Origin of the sequence: Agromyces luteolus, assembly GCF_009729855.1 — a bacterium.
In the GTDB taxonomy this organism is placed as follows: Bacteria; Actinomycetota; Actinomycetes; order Actinomycetales; family Microbacteriaceae; genus Agromyces; species Agromyces luteolus.
Genome location: NZ_WODA01000007.1, coordinates 163700 through 182920 on the forward strand (window position 1 = coordinate 163700; position 19221 = coordinate 182920).

At 72.2% G+C, this 19221-nt stretch carries 20 protein-coding genes; 13 read left to right on the plus strand and 7 right to left on the minus strand.

The genetic code is table 11. The annotated features are described in order from the left end of the window. Positions 1-198 precede the first annotated feature (198 nt). Positions 199-2481 (plus strand): polyribonucleotide nucleotidyltransferase, encoded by a 2283-nt coding sequence (locus GLX25_RS05595; RefSeq protein ID WP_155841310.1) that lies wholly within the window; start codon positions 199-201, stop codon positions 2479-2481. 82 nt (positions 2482-2563) lie between these two features. On the opposite strand, the gene GLX25_RS05600 is transcribed toward GLX25_RS05595, so the two are convergent. The 4 genes from GLX25_RS05600 to GLX25_RS05615 form a co-directional block, all read right to left on the minus strand. After that, entirely contained in the window at positions 2564-3412 is an 849-nt protein-coding gene (locus GLX25_RS05600) for an SDR family NAD(P)-dependent oxidoreductase (protein WP_155841311.1), read from the minus strand. 105 nt (positions 3413-3517) lie between these two features. Next, complete coding sequence (locus GLX25_RS05605) at positions 3518-3733, minus strand: hypothetical protein (protein ID WP_155841312.1); 216 nt, start codon at positions 3731-3733, stop codon at positions 3518-3520. Continuing rightward, the gene (locus tag GLX25_RS05610; protein ID WP_155841313.1) at positions 3730-4419 is read right to left on the minus strand and encodes an ArsR/SmtB family transcription factor; all 690 of its coding nucleotides are present in this window, start codon (positions 4417-4419) and stop codon (positions 3730-3732) included. Before GLX25_RS05610 ends, GLX25_RS05605 begins: the two co-directional genes overlap by 4 nt. 66 nt (positions 4420-4485) lie before the next feature. Continuing rightward, a complete protein-coding gene (locus tag GLX25_RS05615) occupies positions 4486-4944 on the minus strand; it encodes an Lrp/AsnC family transcriptional regulator (protein ID WP_155841314.1) in 459 nt (152 codons plus the stop codon). A 166-nt stretch (positions 4945-5110) separates the two neighbouring features. On the opposite strand from GLX25_RS05615, the gene pdhA reads away from it, so the two are divergent. From pdhA to GLX25_RS05640, 5 genes are all read left to right on the plus strand, one after another. Next, on the plus strand, positions 5111-6238 hold the full coding sequence (pdhA, locus tag GLX25_RS05620; RefSeq protein WP_155841315.1) for a pyruvate dehydrogenase (acetyl-transferring) E1 component subunit alpha: 1128 nt from the start codon (positions 5111-5113) through the stop codon (positions 6236-6238). Continuing rightward, the gene (locus tag GLX25_RS05625) at positions 6235-7245 is read left to right on the plus strand and encodes an alpha-ketoacid dehydrogenase subunit beta (protein WP_155841316.1); all 1011 of its coding nucleotides are present in this window, start codon (positions 6235-6237) and stop codon (positions 7243-7245) included. Before pdhA ends, GLX25_RS05625 begins: the two co-directional genes overlap by 4 nt. Next, entirely contained in the window at positions 7242-8687 is a 1446-nt protein-coding gene (locus GLX25_RS05630) for a 2-oxo acid dehydrogenase subunit E2 (RefSeq protein ID WP_166548482.1), read from the plus strand. The genes GLX25_RS05625 and GLX25_RS05630 overlap by 4 nt, the downstream gene beginning before the upstream one ends. 64 nt (positions 8688-8751) lie before the next feature. Further along, positions 8752-9060, plus strand: a complete 309-nt coding sequence (locus GLX25_RS05635; protein ID WP_155841317.1) for a 4a-hydroxytetrahydrobiopterin dehydratase — start codon at positions 8752-8754, stop codon at positions 9058-9060. A gap of 236 nt (positions 9061-9296) precedes the next feature. Beyond that, a complete protein-coding gene (locus tag GLX25_RS05640) occupies positions 9297-9620 on the plus strand; it encodes a histone-like nucleoid-structuring protein Lsr2 (RefSeq protein ID WP_155841318.1) in 324 nt (107 codons plus the stop codon). Positions 9621-9645: 25 nt separating this feature from the next. Here GLX25_RS05640 and GLX25_RS05645 read toward each other — a convergent pair whose 3' ends face one another. The 3 genes from GLX25_RS05645 to GLX25_RS05655 form a co-directional block, all read right to left on the minus strand. Next, positions 9646-10131, minus strand: a complete 486-nt coding sequence (locus tag GLX25_RS05645) for a GNAT family N-acetyltransferase (protein ID WP_155841319.1) — start codon at positions 10129-10131, stop codon at positions 9646-9648. Continuing rightward, positions 10110-10706, minus strand: coding sequence for an SACE_7040 family transcriptional regulator (locus GLX25_RS05650; RefSeq protein ID WP_155841320.1), 597 nt, complete (start codon positions 10704-10706; stop codon positions 10110-10112). The genes GLX25_RS05645 and GLX25_RS05650 overlap by 22 nt, the downstream gene beginning before the upstream one ends. An 80-nt stretch (positions 10707-10786) precedes the next feature. Next, entirely contained in the window at positions 10787-11518 is a 732-nt protein-coding gene (locus GLX25_RS05655; RefSeq protein ID WP_155841321.1) for an MBL fold metallo-hydrolase, read from the minus strand. A 57-nt stretch (positions 11519-11575) separates the two neighbouring features. On the opposite strand from GLX25_RS05655, the gene GLX25_RS05660 reads away from it, so the two are divergent. The 7 genes from GLX25_RS05660 (at position 11576) to GLX25_RS05690 (ending at position 19220) form a co-directional block, all read left to right on the plus strand. Continuing rightward, positions 11576-12142 carry a TetR/AcrR family transcriptional regulator gene (locus GLX25_RS05660; RefSeq protein ID WP_155841322.1) on the plus strand — a complete coding sequence of 189 codons (567 nt, stop codon included), beginning with the start codon at positions 11576-11578 and terminating at the stop codon, positions 12140-12142. A gap of 108 nt (positions 12143-12250) precedes the next feature. Beyond that, a complete protein-coding gene (locus tag GLX25_RS05665) occupies positions 12251-13858 on the plus strand; it encodes a carboxyl transferase domain-containing protein (protein ID WP_155841323.1) in 1608 nt (535 codons plus the stop codon). After that, positions 13858-15870, plus strand: a complete 2013-nt coding sequence (locus GLX25_RS05670; protein WP_155841324.1) for an acetyl/propionyl/methylcrotonyl-CoA carboxylase subunit alpha — start codon at positions 13858-13860, stop codon at positions 15868-15870. The genes GLX25_RS05665 and GLX25_RS05670 overlap by 1 nt, the downstream gene beginning before the upstream one ends. A gap of 8 nt (positions 15871-15878) precedes the next feature. Then, on the plus strand, positions 15879-17042 hold the full coding sequence (locus tag GLX25_RS05675) for an acyl-CoA dehydrogenase family protein (protein ID WP_155841325.1): 1164 nt from the start codon (positions 15879-15881) through the stop codon (positions 17040-17042). A gap of 32 nt (positions 17043-17074) precedes the next feature. Further along, the gene (locus GLX25_RS05680) at positions 17075-17596 is read left to right on the plus strand and encodes a MaoC family dehydratase (RefSeq protein WP_155841326.1); all 522 of its coding nucleotides are present in this window, start codon (positions 17075-17077) and stop codon (positions 17594-17596) included. After that, positions 17593-18447: an HpcH/HpaI aldolase/citrate lyase family protein gene (locus GLX25_RS05685; protein WP_155841327.1), complete on the plus strand. Its 855-nt coding sequence runs from the start codon at positions 17593-17595 to the stop codon at positions 18445-18447. The genes GLX25_RS05680 and GLX25_RS05685 overlap by 4 nt, the downstream gene beginning before the upstream one ends. After that, positions 18444-19220, plus strand: coding sequence for an electron transfer flavoprotein subunit beta/FixA family protein (locus GLX25_RS05690; protein WP_155841328.1), 777 nt, complete (start codon positions 18444-18446; stop codon positions 19218-19220). Before GLX25_RS05685 ends, GLX25_RS05690 begins: the two co-directional genes overlap by 4 nt. Position 19221: the final 1 nt, after the last annotated feature.

Sequence of the window (19221 nt, forward strand, 5' to 3'; positions counted from 1 at the left end):
GCCCGCTGTCGGGCGCTCCGGAGCAGGCCGGCAGGAAGCTGGTCCCCTGTGGTGGCTTACCAAGCGAGAGCTTGGTGGACTTCTACTGGTGGCCAGCGCTGGCGGGTCATCGACGCGCTGAGATCTGCCTGTTCCCTGCTCCGTGTTCACCTCGCGCGCCACACGGGCGTGCGAGCCGAAACAAAGGAGAGAGACCTCTTGGAAGGTCCTGAAATCACGTTCGCCGAGACGACCATCGACAACGGTCGCTTCGGCACCCGCATCATCCGGTTCGAGACCGGTCGCCTCGCGCAGCAGGCGCAGGGCTCGGCCGCCGCGTACATCGACGACGAGACCATGCTGCTCTCGGCGACCTCGGTGTCGAAGCAGCCGAAGGAGCACTTCGACTTCTTCCCGCTCACGATCGACGTCGAGGAGCGCATGTACGCCGCGGGGCGCATCCCCGGCTCGTTCTTCCGCCGCGAGGGCCGCCCCTCGACCGAGGCGATCCTCACCTGCCGCCTCATCGACCGTCCGCTGCGCCCCTCGTTCGTCGAGGGCCTGCGCAACGAGGTCCAGGTCGTCGTGACCGTCCTGGCGATCGAGCCCGACGAGCTCTACGACGTGCTCGCCATCAACGCGGCGTCGCTCTCGACGCAGCTGTCCGGCCTGCCCTTCTCGGGCCCGGTCGGCGGCGTGCGCGTGGCCCTCATCGACGGCCAGTGGGTGGCGTTCCCGAAGCACTCGCAGCTCGAGGACGCGGTCTTCAGCATGGTCGTCGCCGGCCGTGTCGTGACCGAGGCCGACGGCTCGCAGGACGTCGCGATCATGATGATCGAGGCGGAGGCCACCGACAACGCGTGGAACCTCATCCAGGCCGGTGCCGTGAAGCCCGACGAGACCGTGATCGCGCAGGGCATCGAGGCGTCGAAGCCGTTCATCAAGCAGCTCGTCGAGGCGCAGCAGTCGGTCGCGTCGACCGCCGCGAAGCCCACCGCCGACTACCCGACGTTCCCGCCCTACCAGAGCGAGACCTACGACGCCGTCGCCGGGCTCGCCTACGACGAGCTCAAGGGCGTCTACCAGATCGCCGGCAAGGTCGAGCGCCAGGACGCCGACGACGCGCTCAAGTCGCGCGTCAAGGAGGCCGTCGCCGCCAAGGTCGAGGCGGGCGAGCTGCCCGAGTCGGCCAACGGCGAGGTGTCGGCCGCGTACAAGTCGGTCACGAAGCTCGTGGTCCGCTCGCGCGTGCTGTCGGAGGGCGTCCGCATCGACGGCCGCGGCCTGGCCGACATCCGTCCGCTCGACGCCGAGGTCCAGGTCATCCCGCGCGTGCACGGCTCCGCCATCTTCCAGCGCGGCGAGACCCAGATCCTCGGCGTCACCACGCTGAACATGCTGAAGCTCGAGCAGCAGATCGACTCGCTGAGCCCGGTCACCAAGAAGCGCTACATGCACAACTACAACTTCCCGCCGTACTCGACGGGTGAGACGGGTCGTGTGGGTTCGCCCAAGCGCCGCGAGATCGGCCACGGCGCGCTCGCCGAGCGTGCGCTCGTGCCGGTGCTGCCGACGCGCGAGGAGTTCCCCTATGCCATCCGCCAGGTCTCCGAGGCGCTCGGCTCGAACGGCTCGACCTCGATGGGCTCGGTCTGCGCCTCGACGCTGTCGCTCCTGAACGCCGGCGTGCCCCTGCGCGCGCCGGTCGCGGGCATCGCGATGGGCCTCATCTCCGACACCGTCGACGGTGAGACCCGCTACGCGGCGCTCACCGACATCCTCGGCGCGGAGGACGCGCTCGGCGACATGGACTTCAAGGTCGCCGGCACGTCGGAGTTCGTCACGGCGATCCAGCTCGACACCAAGCTCGACGGCATCCCCGCCTCGGTGCTCGCGGGCGCGCTGACCCAGGCGAAGGAGGCGCGCACCACGATCCTGCAGGTGCTGAACGCCGCCATCGACGGCCCCGACGAGATGGCGCCCACCGCGCCGCGCGTCATCAGCGTGCAGATCCCGGTCGACAAGATCGGCGAGCTCATCGGCCCCAAGGGCAAGACGATCAACGGCATCCAGGACGACACGGGCGCCGAGATCTCGATCGAGGAGGACGGCACCGTCTACATCGGCGCGACCGACGGCCCAACGGCCGAGGCCGCCCGTGCCGCGGTGAACGCGATCGCCAACCCGACCAACCCCGAGGTCGGCGAGCAGTTCCTCGGCACGGTCGTGAAGATCGCCGCCTTCGGCGCCTTCATCTCGCTGCTGCCCGGCAAGGACGGCCTGCTGCACATCTCCGAGGTGCGCAAGCTCGCCGGCGGCAAGCGCGTCGAGAACGTCGAGGACGTCCTCGGCGTCGGCCAGAAGATCCTCGTCGAGATCACCAAGGTCGACGACCGCGGCAAGCTCTCGCTCGCGCCCGTCATCGCGGAGGAGGCCGACACCAACGGCCGCGCCGCGACCGGCGAGCACGCCGAGGCTCCCGCCGAGGGCGTCGACGCGTAAGCGCTCGATCCCGGCACCGGATGCCCGTCCCGATTCGTCGGGGCGGGCATCCGTCGTCTCGCCGGTCCTCGGTCGCGGGTGGCTACGAGCGGGTGTCGGCCGCGGCCGCGACGATGCCGCGCATGACGTTCCAGTACCCGACGGGTGCGACGCGCGTGACGAGGTCGCTGAGTCGCGAGTCGCGGCCGATGAACACGCGCGGGCGGCGCCGCACGATGCCGTCCACGATCCGCTCGGCCGCCTGAGCCGGCGTCGTGCGGTACAGGGCCGCCTGCGCGTCGGCGGCGCGGGCTGCGGCGCCCGGCGCGACGGCGGCGGCGACGCGGGCGTGGTGGATGATGCCGGTCTGCACGCCGCCGGGGTAGATCGCCGAGACCGAGACATCCGTCGCCTCGAGCTCGTGTCGGAGCGCGTCGGTGAACCCCCGCACGGCGAACTTCGACGTGACGTAGGGCACTCGGCCGGCCGGCGCGGCGAGACCGTAGAGGCTCGACACGTTGGCGACGTGCGCGTCGCCTGCCGCGATGAGGGCGGGGAGGAAGGCCTTCGTCATCGCGACCGTGCCCCACAGGTTGACGTCGACGACCCAGCGGAACTCCTCGAGCGTCGCCTGCTCGAAGCTGCCGAGCATCGAGACGCCCGCGCAGTTGAGGAGGATGCTCGGGGCGCGATCGTGGGCCGCGGCGACCGCGTCGGGGAGGGCGGCGACCGCGCCGAGGTCGGCGAGGTCGATCACGTGGGTGCTGGCGGACGCGCCGCGGGCGCGCAGCGCGCTCGCGAGCCCCTCGAGCGCCGCCGCGTCGCGGTCGACGAGTGCCAGGGCGCACCCTCGCCCGGCGAGCAGCTCGGCCGAAGCCCGGCCCATCCCGCTCCCGGCTCCGGTGACGACGGCGAGCCGGCCGTCGAGCTGCAGGGGACGTCGGCGTGCCATGGTGCTCCTTCGCGGGGGTGTTCGGGCAGTACACCCTGACACGTGAGGCGCGACGATCCAAACCCGAGCGGTGCGAGCGATTCGCGGGCGCAGCTCGGGTGCGGGTCACATGAGCGTCAGGCGTGCCGCCGAGTGGGCGCGGGCGTTCTCCGCGTGCGCGTCGCGCGCGGCCGACCGCTCGGCGATGGCGCGAAGCATCCGCTCGCGATCGGTGCGCCGGATGGTGCGGCGTCGACCCCATCGCGCGAGCGCGAGGCCCGTGCGCACGGCCAGGTCGGAGAGCCGGCCCGACGCGGGGGAGACGGTGAGCGTGTTCATCATCCCTCCGCTCCGTCGATGTCGGTCGCCTGCCCGCGAACCAGGGGGAAGGCGTTGATGTGAATCTGCACGGGACGCGACCCGGGCGACGGCGTCTTCTTGTAGGCGTCGATGTACTTCTTCAGCACGACGTCGATGTCGGTCACGAGTCCGTGCAGCTGCTCGGGCGTGAGCTTGAGGTTGATCGTGTCGGAGGTCGCGATGTCGAGCCAGTCACTGCCGAACACCTCCTCGCCCGTGGTCAGGAACTCGCGGAAGTTCTGCTCGCGCGAGCGGAACCACTCGTCTTCGACCAGCTTGACCGCGAGCCGATCGGCGCTGCCCGGTGGGAGGCTGCGCGCGTCGGGGATCGCGATCGAGCCCGGCCGCCGTTCCCACCAGCGCTCGCGACCCGTGCCGCGACCCTCGACCTCCTGCACGAGGCCGGCCTTGGCGAGCTGCCGGAGGTGGTAGCTCGTCGCGCCGCTCGATTCGCCGAGTCGCTCGGCGAGCCCGCTGGCCGTGAACGGGCCGTAGGTCGAGAGCTCGTCGTAGATCTGCACCCTGAGCGGATGCGCCAGGCTCTTCAGGCTCTCGGACGAGAGCACGTGGTCGATGCCCGGGTGCCGGGTGCTGCTCGGCCACGATTCGAGGTCGTTCGTGCGCTCACCGTCGTTCGTCTGCTCGCCGTCGTTCGTCTGCTCGTCCATGATGCAAAGGTATCTCTGCAAAGATCTCTTTGCAAGAGTTTCTTTGCAGCGATTTCTTTGCAGGCGTCAGCGGTCGAGCAACGGCCCCACGCGGTAGGGGATCAGCTCACCCATCGCGAGCGAGGTCTCGGTGCGCTCGACCCCCTCGATCGCGAGGATCTCCTCGTCGATGCGGAACAGGTCGTGCGCGTCGCGGCACACGACCCGCACGAGCAGGTCGATCTGCCCCGAGAGGCCGTGCGCCTGGATCACCTCGGGGATCTCGGCGAGCGCCGCGACCACCTCGGAGAGCACCTTCTGCCGCGCGTGCACCGCGACGAACGCCTCGAGCGGGTAGCCGAGCGGGCTCGGGTCGATGCTCCGCTCGAACGAGAGGAAGGCGCCGGATGCCTCGAGCCGCGCCATGCGCGCCTGGACCGTGTTCCGGCTCATCCGCAGCCGTTCGGCGAGAGCGACGACCGTCGCCCGCGGATCGGCCGCGAGGGCCCTGAGCAGTGCGCGGTCGACGGGGTCGTAGCCGGTCATACCGCCACACGTTAGCACCGACATCCGGCCTGTCACCATGCAACATGCTCAACACGATCATCGTTGCTTGAGCCGAATGCCAGATCGTCGTACCCTTCGAGTACCCGGCATCGGCGCCGGTGCGAGGCTGCCCACAAGGCGGCCGAGCCGACACGGAGGTTCGACGATGACCCCTTCCGACCGAGAGGCGACCGGGCTGCTGACCCGCCCCGACGACCTCGTCCGACTCCTCGACGCGACCGGCCGTCGCCACGCGAACCCCGAGTTCGATCCGTGGGTCGCCGACGTCGACGTCGATGCCCTGGTCGACCTGCACCGCGAGATGGTCGTGGTCCGCCGGCTCGACGCCGAGGCCACCGCCCTGCAGCGCCAGGGCGAGCTCGCCCTGTGGCCCCCGCTCGCCGGACAGGAGGCCGCGCAGATCGGCTCGGCGCGCGCCCTGCACGACGACGACTTCGTGTTCTCCAGCTACCGCGAGCACGCCATCGCATGGCTCCGCGGTGTCCGCCCCGACGAGCTGCTGAGCGTCTGGCGCGGCGCGGCGGCGTCCGGGTGGGACCCGTACGAGAAGCGGATGGCGATCCCCAACATCATCATCGGCGCGCAGTCGCTGCACGCCGTCGGCTGGGCGATGGGCGCGAAGTGGGAGGCCTCGAGCGCCGCCTCGATCGCGTACTTCGGCGACGGCGCGACGAGCGAGGGCGACGTCAACGAGGCGCTCGTGTTCGCCTCGAGCTTCGACGCGCCCGTCGTGTTCTTCTGCCAGAACAACGGGTGGGCGATCTCCGAGCCCGTCGGCCTGCAGTCGAAGCAGCCGCTCGCGCGCCGCGCCGACGGCTTCGGCATGCCCGGCATCCGGGTCGACGGCAACGACGTGCTCGCCGTGCTCGCGGTCACCCGCTGGGCGCTCGACCGCGCCCGCCGCGGCGAGGGCCCCGCGTTCATCGAGGCCGTCACCTACCGCATGGGCCCGCACACCACGGCCGACGACCCGAAGCGCTACCGCACCGACGACGACCTCGCCGAGTGGCGCGAGCGCGACCCGATCACGCGGTTGCACGCCTTCCTCGCGGCATCCGGCGCCGACATGGAGGCCGTCGACGCCGACGCGAAGGCCGCCGCCGACCGCGCCGCGGCCGAGCTGCGCGCCGGGATCACCGCGATCCCCGACCCGGAGCCCATGAGCGTGTTCGACCACGTGTACGCCGAGCCGAACAGCCACCTCGAGCGCCAGCGCGACCGCTACGCGCGGTACCTGGCGATGTTCGACGAGAGCGCGGAGGGCGCCCGATGACGACCATCACCTTCGGCAAGGCCATCAACGAGGGGCTCCGCCGTGCGCTCGCCGACGACGACACGGTCGTGCTGATGGGCGAGGACATCGGCACCCTCGGCGGCGTGTTCCGCATCACCGACGGCCTCAAGGCCGAGTTCGGCGAGCACCGCGTGGTCGACACGCCCCTCTCCGAGGCGGGCATCGTCGGCACGGCCGTCGGGCTCGCTTACCGCGGGTTCCGCCCCGTCGTCGAGATCCAGTTCGACGGGTTCGTCTACCCCGCGTTCGACCAGATCGTCGCGCAGGTCGCGAAGCTCCACTACCGTTCGCGCGGAACGGTGCGCATGCCCATGGTCATCCGCATCCCGTTCGGCGGCGGCATCGGCGCCGCCGAGCACCACTCCGAGTCGCCCGAGGCGTACTTCACGCACACCGCGGGCCTGCGCGTCATCGCGTGCTCGAACCCCGCCGACGCCTACGTGATGATCCGGCAGGCGATCGCGAGCGACGACCCCGTGGTCTTCCTCGAACCGAAGCGCCGGTACCACGTCAAGGGCGAGGTCGACCTCGAGGCGAACCTGGCCGACGCACGACCCATGGGCGTCGCGACGACGGTCGCGGCCGGCGACGACGTCACGCTCGTCACGTACGGGGCGCTCGTGCAGACCGCGAAGGATGCCGCGACCGCCGCCGCGGAGGACGACGTGTCGATCGAGGTCATCGACCTGCGCTCGCTCGCGCCCGTCGACTACGCGACGATCGAGGCATCCGTGCGCCGCACGGGCCGGCTCGTCGTCGCGCACGAGGCCGGCGAGCAGGGCGGCGTCGGCGCCGAGATCGCCGCGTCGATCACCGAGCGCTGCTTCGACTTCCTCGAGGCCGCGCCGGTCCGCGTGACGGGGCACGACATCCCGTACCCGCCGGCGAAGCTCGAGCAGTACCACCTGCCCGACCTCGACCGCATCCTCGACGGCGTCGACCGCGCCCTCGGCCGGCCGAACTCGCTCTCGGAGGTGGACGCGTGAGCACCATCCGCGACTTCGCGCTGCCCGATCTCGGCGAGGGACTCACCGAGTCGGAGATCGTGGCCTGGCGCGTCCAGGTCGGCGATCACGTCGAGCTCAACCAGATCATCGCCGACGTCGAGACCGCCAAGGCCGTCGTCGAGCTGCCGTCGCCGTTCGAAGGCACCGTCACCGCGCTGCACGCGGCCGAGGGCGAGACCGTGAACGTCGGCGAGAAGCTGTTCTCGTGCGACACCGGCGGGCCGGGCGATGCGCCGGCGGCTGCGACCCCTGTCGAGACGGATGCCGCGGCCGCGGCGTCGACGTCGGCGGCGACCGGCCCGGCGGAGGCGCAGGAACCGGCTTCCGCCTCCGCCGAGCCCGCCGAGGCGCGCGAGCCCACGCTCGTCGGCTACGGCGCGGGCGCCGAGCGCGGCCCGAAGCGGCGGCCGCGCCGGCTCGGCGGCGCCGCGCTCAGCGACGACCTCGTCCCGGCACCGCCCGAGCACGACCGCATCGAACCCGACACGGCGACGCATCCGCGCGGCAACGGCGACGGCACCGGCCGCGGCGAGCGGCCGCGATCGACGCCGCCCGTGCGCAAGCTCGCGCGCGACCTCGGGGTCGACCTCGAACAGGTCGTCGGCACGGGCGAACGCGGGCTCATCACGCGGTCCGACGTCGAGGCCGCGGCATCCGCGACCGCGAGCACGCCGCAGCAACCCGTGTCGCAGCCCACGCACGGTGCCCGCGAGGCCGCGTCCACCGAGACCCGCGTCCCCATCAAGGGCGTGCGCAAGCACACCGCGGCGGCGATGGTCCGGAGCGCCTTCACCGCGCCGCACGTCACGGAGTTCCTCACGGTCGACGTGACCGCGACGATGGAACTGCTCGCCGGCATCCGCGCGGATCGCGCGTACGCGGGCCGCAAGGTGACCCCGCTCACGGTCGTCGCCAAGGCGCTCTGCATCGCCGCGGCCCGTACGCCCGAGGTGAACTCGCGGTGGGACGAGGAGGCCCAGGAGATCGTGCGCTTCGGCCACGTGAACCTCGGCATCGCCGCGGCGACCGAGCGCGGGCTCGTCGTGCCGAACGTCAAGGGCGCCGAGCGGATGACGCTCATCGAACTCGCCGACGCGATCGCCTCGCTCGCCGACACGGCGCGCGCCGGGCGCACCGCGCCGGCCGACCTCACGGGCGGCACGATCTCGATCACGAACATCGGCGTCTTCGGGATCGACGCCGGCACGCCGATCCTGAACCCGGGGGAGGCGGCGATCCTCGCGATGGGCGCGGTGCGCCGGACCCCGTGGGAGCACCGCGGCGAGATCGCGCTCCGCGACGTCATGACGCTCTCGCTCTCGTTCGACCACCGCCTGGTCGACGGCGAGCAGGGCTCGCGCTTCCTCGCCGACGTCGGGCGGATCCTCCGCGAGCCGGGCCTCGCGCTCACGATGGCCTGAGCCGACGGGAGGAGGTTCCGGGTCGGGGGTGGCGGCTCGTCCGGCGAGCGAGCACCATGGCCGCATGGACGAGCACACCCCGCTGTCCCGGGCGGATGTCGCGGCCGACCTCGACGGCACGGGATTCCGACACGACGGCGAGCGCCTGATCGCGGAATTCCGCACTGCGGATTTCGCGGCCGCGGTGCGGCTGCTCGACGCCGTCGCGGCCGAGGCGGATGCGATGAATCATCATCCCGACGTGCGCCTCGGGTGGGGTCGCATCGAATTCGATCTCCTCTCGCACGACGTCGGCGGCGTCACGGCGAGGGATGTCGCGCTCGCGCGGCGGATCGGCGAGATCGCGGCCCGGCAGGGCGCGACGCTCGGGTGATCCCGCGGTCGCCCTGGATGCCTCCGAGGACGATTCCCCGCGGCGACCGTGCATTGCGCGCCGAAAGGCGAATTCGGGCGTGCGCACGGCCGCGCGAATTGCAGGAAAGGTCGGTGCGCCGAAGAATTCTCCACATCCGTCGGGAATGTGCGCAATTCCAATGGATTCGTAATTATGCTCGGAATAGCCCGTTCCCAGAGAATCCCGCGGAACCACCGCAGAAATGGAAGTGCACAATGGCAAAGCGCGTGGTCGAGACGCTCATCGACGACCTCGACGGCAGCGACGCCGACCGGACCCTCTCATTCGCATTCGACGGCGACCAGTACGCGATCGACCTCTCCTCGAAAAACATCGAGAAGTTCGAGGCGGCGCTCGCGCCCTACGTCGGCGCGGCACGCAAGACCGCGGGTCGCGGCGGCGCCTCACGTCGTCGCGGCGCCTCCGCGGGAGGCGGCGACACCAAGGACGCGCGCGAGTGGCTCCGCGCCAACGGCCACCAGGTGTCCGACCGCGGCCGGATCCCCGCGCCGCTCATGGAGCTCTACCGCAACCGCTGAGGAACGACGCCCGCCCGCGGCATCCTCACCGGAGGACGAACTCGATCTCCTCGATCTCCTCGCCGCGGGCGTTGGCGTAGTCGTGATCGCGGCCCACCTCGACGAACCCGAGCTTGCCGAGCACGGCGACGGATGCCGCGTTGTCGGCCGCGGCCCGCGCGCGCACGGGCCGCGGCTGCGTGTCGAGGAACAGCCGCAGCGCGCGGGTGGCGATCCCGCGACCCCAGTGCTCCCGATCGATCCAGTACGTGATCTCGGGCATGCCCGTGTCGGCGTCGATCCACCGCGCCACGCTGCCCACGATCGTGCCGTCGCTGCGAACGGTCCTCGCGTCGTAGTCGGGACGGTCCGCGAACCGGGCGACGTGCGCGTCGTACGCGGCGCGGTCCGACGGATCGGCCGCCGTGAACGCGGCCATGCGATTCGCCTCGGGATCGAGTTGGATGCGGAACAGCTCGTCGCGGTCGCCGGCGCGGATCGCGCGCAGGGTCACGACGTGAGGCTCGACCATGCCATGTCCTCCAGGATGCTGCGGACGACTCTGTCCGCGGGTCGGCGCCCATGGATGCGGGCGCTGTGCGGGGTGGAGTTGATCAGTCCGAAGGCGGCGTGTGCCCGGATGCGCAACTCGGATTCGGCCCGGTCGGGCCTCAGGCGGGCGAGCACGCCCACCCACAGTTCGACGTAGGAGCGCTGCAGGCGCCGGACGTCGTGCGCGTCGGCGTCGCCGAGGCTGTCGAGGTCGCGGTCCTGCACGCGGATGACGTCGGCGTTCGCGAGCGCGAAGTCGACATGGAAGCGGATGAGGGCGCGAAGCGCCTCGTCGGGTGCGGCGACTTCCTCGACCGTGCGGTGGCCGCCGTCGAGGAGTCCCTGGCTCGCGTCGACGAGGATGGCGGCGAGGACCGCGGCCTTGCCGGGGAAGTGCCGGTAGACGGCCGGCCCCGAGACTCCGGCGGCCTGGCCGAGTTCCTCAAGCGTCACACCGGGGTACCCCCGCTCGGCGAACAGCCGCGCAGCCGCGGCGAGCAGCGCGGCGCGACGGTCGGCCTTGGCGCGACCGCGCTCGGTGAGCGTCTCGGTCAGGGGGCACCTCCCGGGGCATTCGGTGAATGCACACTAACCGAACGACACGCGGGTGGCAAGCACGCGAGGCCGGCCGAGCCTCAGCGCACGGATGCCGCAGCGGCCTCCCGCACGAGCCGGACGGCTTCGGCGGCGCCGTGGTTCCAGGGCGTGCCGTGGCCGGGGAGCACCCACGTGGCATCCGTCGCCGCCAGCCGGTCGAGCGAGTCGAGCGCGGCGTCGGGCGCGTCGGTGAACGGCGCGGGCTGCGGTCCGCGCCGCCCCGTGAGCACATGGCGTGTGGTGAGCGCGTCGCCCACGGCGATCGCGTCGAACGCGGGGGAGTGCACGGCGATGCTGCCGGGCGAGTGGCCCGGCATCGCGATGATCTCGGGCGAGCCCGGGAGGTCGGCGAGGCGTTCGCCGCCCTCGAGCGTGCGGGCGTCGGTGAGGTACTCGGTCTTCGCCCCGCCCTTGCCGAGCGCGTACGCGAAGAAGCGGACGACGGGCCACGGGCGGACGCCGCGGCCGAACGAGGTCGCGGGCTTGTCGCCGCCCTTCGCGCGGTCGAGGTCGGCGGTGTGGACGTAGACGGGAACGCCGTGGTCGCGCCGGAGGCGCTCGGCGAAGCCGAGGTGGTCGGTGTCGCCGTGCGTGAGGATGATCGCGCGCACGTCGTCGATCGTGAGGTCGGCGTCGGCGAGCTCGGCGAGCAGGTCGCCGTAGTGGCCGGCGAGGCCGGCGTCGACGACGGTGACGCCGCGGTCGTCGATGAAGAGGTAGGACGCGACGATCTCGTTGCCGACGCGCCGGAGTCCCGGTGTGAGTTGCATGAAGGCTACGATACATAGCTATGATGGCTAGTGTCAATAGCCATGGAGGAGGCGGTCATGCCGGCACCCGCGAAGGTCACCCCCGATGCGCTGCGAGCCGCGGCGCGCGCCATCCTCGAGCGAGAGGGTCAGCAGGGGCTGACGATGCAGGCCGTCGCCGCCGAGCTCGGCGTGCGCGCGCCCTCGCTCTACAAGCACCTGCGCGATCGCGACGCGCTCGTCCGGCTCGTCGCGGAGGACGTCGCGGTCGAGCTCGGCGAGCGGATGGACCGGGTGCTCGCCGCCGAGGCCGATGCGGCCGACGCGGTCCGCGCGATCGCGGCATCCGCTCGCCGGTACGCGCGGGAGCATCCGCACGGCTACGGCCTGATCTTCGGTCCGCTGCCCGAATCGGCGCGGGCTCGGGGCTCGGCGATGGAGCGGTCGAGCGTCGCGATCCTCGAGGCGGCCCGGAGGCTTTCGGGCGATGCGCGCGCGCTCGAGTCGGCGCGCACGATCACGGCGTGGATGCACGGCTTCACGAGCATGGAGCTCGCGGGCGCGTTCCGCCTCGGCGGGTCGGTCGACGACGCCTGGGAGTACGGGCTCGACCACCTCGTCCGCGGACTCGCGGCGCATCGCTGAGGCCGCGGTTGCGGAACTCGGTGAATGGTCGCTAACATGAATCCCGGTTAGCGAGCGTTCACCGAACCGCTCGCACGACGCCACGACGGAGAGGCGGAACGGGAGCGGATGCACACCATCACGAGCGCGGTCGACGCGGCATCCGACGCCGCACGCGCGAACGCCGACGCGCACGCCGCGCTGGCCGACGAACTCCGCGAGAAGCTGCGGATCGCCGCCCTCGGCGGGCCCGAGGCATCCCGCGACCGTCACGTCGCACGCGGCAAGCTGCTGCCGCGCGACCGCGTCGAACGGCTCCTCGACGAGGGCAGCCCGTTCCTCGAGCTCGCCCCGCTCGCCGCGGGCGACCTCTACGACGACGACACTCCCGCGGCCGGCGTCATCGCCGGCGTCGGGCTCGTGCACGGCCGGCCGGTGATGGTCGTCTGCAACGACGCCACGGTCAAGGGCGGCACCTACTACCCGATGACGGTGAAGAAGCACCTCCGCGCGCAGGAGGTCGCCCTCGAGAACCGCCTCCCGTGCGTGTACCTCGTCGACTCGGGCGGCGCGTTCCTGCCCAAGCAGGACGAGGTCTTCCCCGACCGCGACCACTTCGGCCGCATCTTCTACAACCAGGCGAACCTCTCCGCGCGGCGCATCCCGCAGATCGCCGCCGTCATGGGCTCGTGCACCGCGGGCGGCGCCTACGTCCCCGCCATGAGCGACGAGACCGTGATCGTCCGCGACCAGGGCACGATCTTCCTCGGCGGCCCGCCCCTCGTGAAGGCCGCGATCGGCGAGGTCGTGACGCCGGAGGAGCTCGGCGGCGGCGAGCTGCACGCCCGCACGTCCGGTGTCACCGACCACCTCGCCGAGGACGACGAGCACGCGCTCGAGCTCGTCCGCGACATCCTCACGACCCTTCCCGCCCTGCCCGACCGGGCCTGGGCCGTCCGCGAGCCGCGCGAGCCCGCGGTCGACCCGGCGACGCTCACCGCGGCCGTGCCGGTCGACGTGCAGCAGCCCTACGACGTGCGCGAGGTCATCGCGCGCCTCGTCGACGGCAGCGAGTTCCACGAGTTCAAGAAGGAGTACGGCGACACGCTCGTCACCGGCTTCGCGTGGATCGACGGGCACCCCGTCGGCATCGTCGCGAACAACGGCGTGCTCTTCAGCGAGTCGGCCATGAAGGGCGCGCACTTCATCGAGCTGTGCGACCAGCGCGGCATCCCCCTCGTCTTCCTCCAGAACATCTCGGGCTTCATGGTCGGGCGCGACGCCGAGGCCGGCGGCATCGCCAAGCACGGCGCCAAGATGGTCACCGCCGTCGCGACGACCCGGGTGCCGAAGTTCACGGTCGTGATCGGCGGCTCCTTCGGCGCCGGCAACTACTCGATGTGCGGCCGTGCCTACTCGCCCCGGTTCCTCTGGATGTGGCCGAACGCGCGCATCTCCGTGATGGGCGGCGAGCAGGCGGCATCCGTGCTCTCGACGGTCAAGCGCGACCAGATGGCCGTGCGCGGCGAGGAGTGGTCGGCCGACGCCGAGGAGGCGTTCAAGTCGCCCGTGCGCGCCCAGTACGAGGCGCAGGGGAGCCCCTACCACTCGACCTCGCGCCTGTGGGACGACGGGGTCATCGCCCCCGGCGACACCCGCACGGTGCTCGCCCTCGCCCTCGAGCTCGCGAGCCGCACGCCGCTGCCCGAGCCCCGCTTCGGCCTGTTCAGGATGTGATGGGAATGTTCGAACGTGTCCTCGTCGCCAATCGCGGCGAGATCGCCGTCCGGGTCATCCGGACCCTGAAGCGCCTCGGGATCCGCGCGATCGCCGTGTACTCCGACGCCGACGCCGACGCGCCGCACGTCGCGCTCGCCGACGAGGCCGTCCGCATCGGCCCGGCCGCGGCCGCCGAGAGCTACCTCGACCCCGCCCGCATCGTGCGCGCCGCGCTCGAGACCGGCGCGCAGGCGATCCACCCGGGCTACGGGTTCCTGTCGGAGAACGCGGCCTTCGGTCGCGCCTGCGCCGAAGCGGGCATCGTGTTCATCGGACCGGGCGAGCTCGCCCTCGAGGTCATGGGCGACAAGATCCGCGCGAAGCGCCACGTCGAGGCGTCCGGCGTGCCCGTCGTGCCCGGCGTCAGCGAGCCCGATGCGACCGACGACGAACTGCTCGACGCGGCACCCCACGTCGGCTTCCCGATCCTCGTGAAGCCGTCGGCCGGCGGGGGCGGCAAGGGCATGCAGGTCGCGCGCGACCAGGGCGAACTCGAGCACGCCCTGCCCGCCGCACGCCGGGTCGCCCGCGCCGCGTTCGGCGACGACACGCTCCTGCTCGAGCGCTTCGTCGAGCGGCCGCGCCACATCGAGGTGCAGGTGCTCGCCGACGCGCACGGGAACGTCATCCACCTGGGCGAGCGCGAGTGCTCGCTGCAGCGCCGCCACCAGAAGGTCGTCGAGGAGGCGCCCTCGCCGCTGCTCGACGCCGCGACGCGCGAGCGCATCGGCGCGGCGGCCTGCGACGCCGCACGCAGCGTCGAGTACCTCGGTGCGGGCACCGTCGAGTTCCTGGTCTCGGATGCCGCGCCCGACGAGTTCTTCTTCATCGAGATGAACACGCGGCTCCAGGTCGAGCACCCCGTCACCGAGCTCGTCACGGGCGTCGACCTCGTCGAGCAGCAGCTGCGCATCGCCGCGGGGGAGCCGCTCGCGATCGCGCAGGGCGACGTGCGCCTGACCGGGCACGCGATCGAGGCCCGGGTCTACGCCGAGAGCCCCGAGCGCGGGTTCCTCCCGGCCACGGGCGAGCTGCTCGCGTGGCGCCCGGCGGCGGGGGAGGGCGTGCGCGTCGACTCCGGCGTCCGCGCCGGCCAGCACGTCACGGCGGACTACGACCCGATGATCGCGAAGGTCATCGCGCACGGCGCCGACCGCGCCGAGGCGCTCGACCGGCTCGACGCGGCGCTCGCCGACACGCTGCTGCTCGGCGTCGACACGAACATCGCGTTCCTGCGCACGCTGCTCGCGCATCCCGACGTGCGCGCCGGGCACCTCGACACCGGGCTCATCGACCGGCTGCCCGAAGGGGGCGCGGCAGGCGCGACCCCGGTGCCGGCGGATGCCGCGACCGACGCGCCGACGACGGACGCCGCGCCCGACCCGCTCGAGCGGGTCGCCCACGACGCGCGCGAACGCGACGCCCGTGCCGCGGCCGTCGGCGACCACGCCTGGCGGAGCGCTCGAGAGTGGCGCATCGGGTCGGGCGGCGGGACCGCGGCATCCGGCCCGGTCGCAGACCTCGACCGTGCATCCGTCGCGACCGCCGCCGACGGCACCGTGTGGGTGCACCTCGACGGCCGCACCGGCTCGTTCGCGCGTCCCGACCGTCGCGCCGCGCTCGACGCGCGCCTCGCGCAGCTGGAGCGCGGGGGCAGCGCCGACCCCGACCTCCGCGCGCCCATGCCGGGCAGCGTCACGACGTTGCTCGTCGCCGACGGCGACCGCGTCGAGGCCGGGCAGGGGGTGCTCGCGATCGAGGCCATGAAGATGGAGCACCGCGTGACCGCGACCGTCGCCGGCGTCGCGCGCCTCCGCGTCGCCGTCGGCGAGCAGGTCGCCCGCGACCAGGTCGTCGCGCGCATCGACCACGTCACGGAGCCCGCCGCGGCGAGCCCCGCGGCATCCGGAACCGAACCCATCGACGGCCCGCACGAGGGCGCCGTCGTGACCGCATCCCACCAGGAATGAGGAGCACCATGCACGACCTGACCGACGAGGAACAGCAGCTGTACGACATGGTCTGCGAGTTCGCCGACACCGTCGTCGCCCCGCAGGCCTACGAGGCCGACCGCTCCCACGAGCTCTCGATGGACGTCGTGGCCCAGATGGGCGAGCTCGGGCTCTTCGGCCTGCCCTTCCCCGAGGAGGTCGGCGGCCAGGGCGGCGACTACATGGCGCTCTGCCTCGCCATCGAGGCCCTCGCGCGCGTGGACCAGTCGATCGCGATCACCCTCGAGGCCGCCGTGGGCCTCGGCGCCATGCCGATCTACCGTCACGGCACCGAGGAGCAGAAGGCCGAGTTCCTGCCCGACCTGGTCGCGGGGCGCGCGCTCGGGGGCTTCGGCCTCACCGAGCCCGAGGCCGGCTCCGACGCCGGCGCCACCCGGACGACGGCCGTGCTGGACGGCGACGAGTGGGTCGTCAACGGGTCGAAGCAGTTCATCACCAACTCGGGCACGCCGATCACCCGGTTCGTCACCGTCACCGCGGTGACGGGGGAGCGCACGCGTCCCGACGGCTCCACCTCGAAGGAGCTCTCCACGATCATCGTGCCGAACGGCACGCCCGGCTTCACCGTCGGGCCGGGCTACGACAAGTCCGGATGGCGCGCCTCCGACACCCACCCGCTGACCTTCGACGACGTCCGGGTGCCGGCCGGCAACCTGCTCGGCGAGCGCGGACGCGGCTTCGCGAACTTCCTCCGTGCGCTCGACGAGGGCCGCATCGCGATCGCGGCGCTCGCGACGGGTGCGGCGCAGGGATGCCTCGACGAGGCCATGACGTACGCGAAGACCCGCAACGTCTTCGGCGTGCCCATCGCGAGCCACCAGTACATCGCGTTCACCATCGCCGGGATGCAGGCCCGCGTGCACACCGCGCGCCTGGCCTGGCATGACGCCGCGCGCCGTGCCGACGCCGGACTGCCGTTCAAGAAGGAGGCCGCGATCGCGAAGCTCGTCTCGAGCGACGCGGCGATGCTGAACGCCCGGGACGCGACCCAGATCTTCGGCGGCATGGGTTTCATGAACGAGACGACCGTGGCCAGGCACTACCGTGACTCGAAGATCCTCGAGATCGGCGAGGGCACGAACGAGGTGCAGCTCATGGTCATTGCGCGCGAGCTCGGGCTCGCGGCCTAGGGCGGTTCGGCCGCCGGGGAGGAGGGAGCGTCATGACGGATGCCGAGGTGCGCGAGGTCGTGCAGCGCGGGCTCTGGTTCGAGGAGTTCGAGGAGGGCGTGCGCTACCTGCATCGTCCCGGTCGCACGGTGACGGAGGCCGACAACGTCCTCTTCACGACGCTCACCATGAACCCGCAGCCGCTCCACCTCGACGCCGCGTGGTCGGCGCGCCAGCCCTTCGGCCGCATCCTCGTGAACTCGCTCTTCACGTTGTCGACCCTCGTCGGCCAGTCGGTCGGGCAGCTCACGCAAGGCACGCTCGTCGCGAACCTCGGGTTCGGGGCGGTCGCGTTCCCGAATCCCGTGTTCGTGGGCGACACCCTCTACGGCGAGAGCGTGGTCGAGTCGAAGCGGCTGTCGTCGTCGCGCCCCGGCGAAGGCGTCGTGGTGCTCGGCCACACCGCGCGCAACCAGGACGGCGTGGTCGTCGCGACGGCGTCGCGCACCATGCTCGTCTGGACCCGCGACGCGGGCGAACGGCACGCGAGCGGGAACGGCGAGGCGAGCGGATGACGCACCCGCCGTTCCCGTTCGGTCCCGCACTGCTGTTCTGCCCGGCCGACCGGCCCGACCGCTACGCCAAGGCGGCCGACCGTGCCGACGCGGTGATCCTCGACCTCGAGGACGCCGTGGCCGAGACCGCGAAGTCGGCGGCGCGCGAGTCGCTCGTGGCGAACCCGATCGATCCCGCACGCGTCATCGTGCGGGTGAACCCGGCCTCCACGCCGCATCTCGCCGACGACGTCGCCGCCCTGCGGCGCACCGACTACCGCACCGTCATGCTCGCCAAGTGCGAGGGCACGGCCGACCTCGTGACGCTCGAGGACTTCGACGTGATCGCGCTGTGCGAGACCGCTCGGGGCGTGCTGGCCGCACCCGACATCGCGTCCGTGCCCATCGTCTCCGCGCTCATGTGGGGTGCGGAGGACCTCGTCGCCTCCCTCGGCGGCGGCTCCAGCCGTCACCCCGACGGGCGGTACCGCGACGTCGCGCGGCACGCCAGGTCCCAGGTGCTGCTCGCGGCCGGTGCGCACGGCGTGGCGGCGATCGACGCGGTGCACCTCGACCTCGCCGACGCGGACGGCCTCCGCGCGGAGGCCGAGGATGCGGCCGCGCTCGGCTTCGCCGCCACGGCGTGCGTGCATCCGGGGCAGGCCGAGGTCGTCAGGGCCGCGTACGCGCCGAGCGCCGAGCGCCTGGAGTGGGCGCAGGCCCTGCTCGCCGAGGCCGCCGCCCGCGAGGGCGACGGCGTGTTCGCATTCCGGGGGCAGATGGTCGACGCGCCGCTCCTGCGCCAGGCCGAGGCGGTCCTGCGGCGGGCGCGTTCCCGAACCGGCGTCGATGGAAGGACAGGAACCCGATGAAGATCATCGTCCTCGTGAAGGAGGTCCCCGACACGTACGGGGAGCGGAAGCTCGACCTCGAGACGGGGCTCGCCGACCGCGCCGCGAGCGAGGCCGTGCTCGACGAGATCGGCGAGCGGGCGCTCGAGGTGGCGCTCGTCCACGCCGACGCGCACGCCGACACCGAGGTGGTGGTCATGTCGATGGCGCCCGAGACCGCCGCGACGACGATCCGCAAGGGCCTCGCGATGGGCGCCGGATCGGCTGTGCACATCGCCGACCCGGGCCTCGCCGCCGCCGACCTCGGCCTCACCGCCCGCACGCTCGCCGCAGCGATCCGGCGGACCGGATTCGACCTCGTCATCACGGGCAACCTCTCGACGGACGGCAGCGGCGGCGTGATCCCCGCCATGCTCGCCGAGCTGCTCGAGGTGCCGAACGCGACGGCGCTCACCTCCGTCGAGATCACCGATGACGCGGTGTCCGGAACGCGCACCGTCGACGGCGGCGCCATGCGCGTGCGCGCGCCGCTGCCGGCGGTCATCTCGATCACCGAGGCGCTCCCCGACGCCCGTTTCCCGAACTTCAAGGGCATCATGGCCGCGAAGAAGAAGCCGTTCGAGACCCTGAGCGCCGCCGACCTGGGCATCGAGCCCGAGGACCTGTCGGCAGCCTGGTCGATCATGACCGCCATCGCCGAGAAGCCGCCCCGCACGGCCGGCACCAAGATCACGGACGAGGGCGACGGCGGCACGAAGATCGCGGAGTTCCTGATCGAGAACCGGCTGGTCTGAG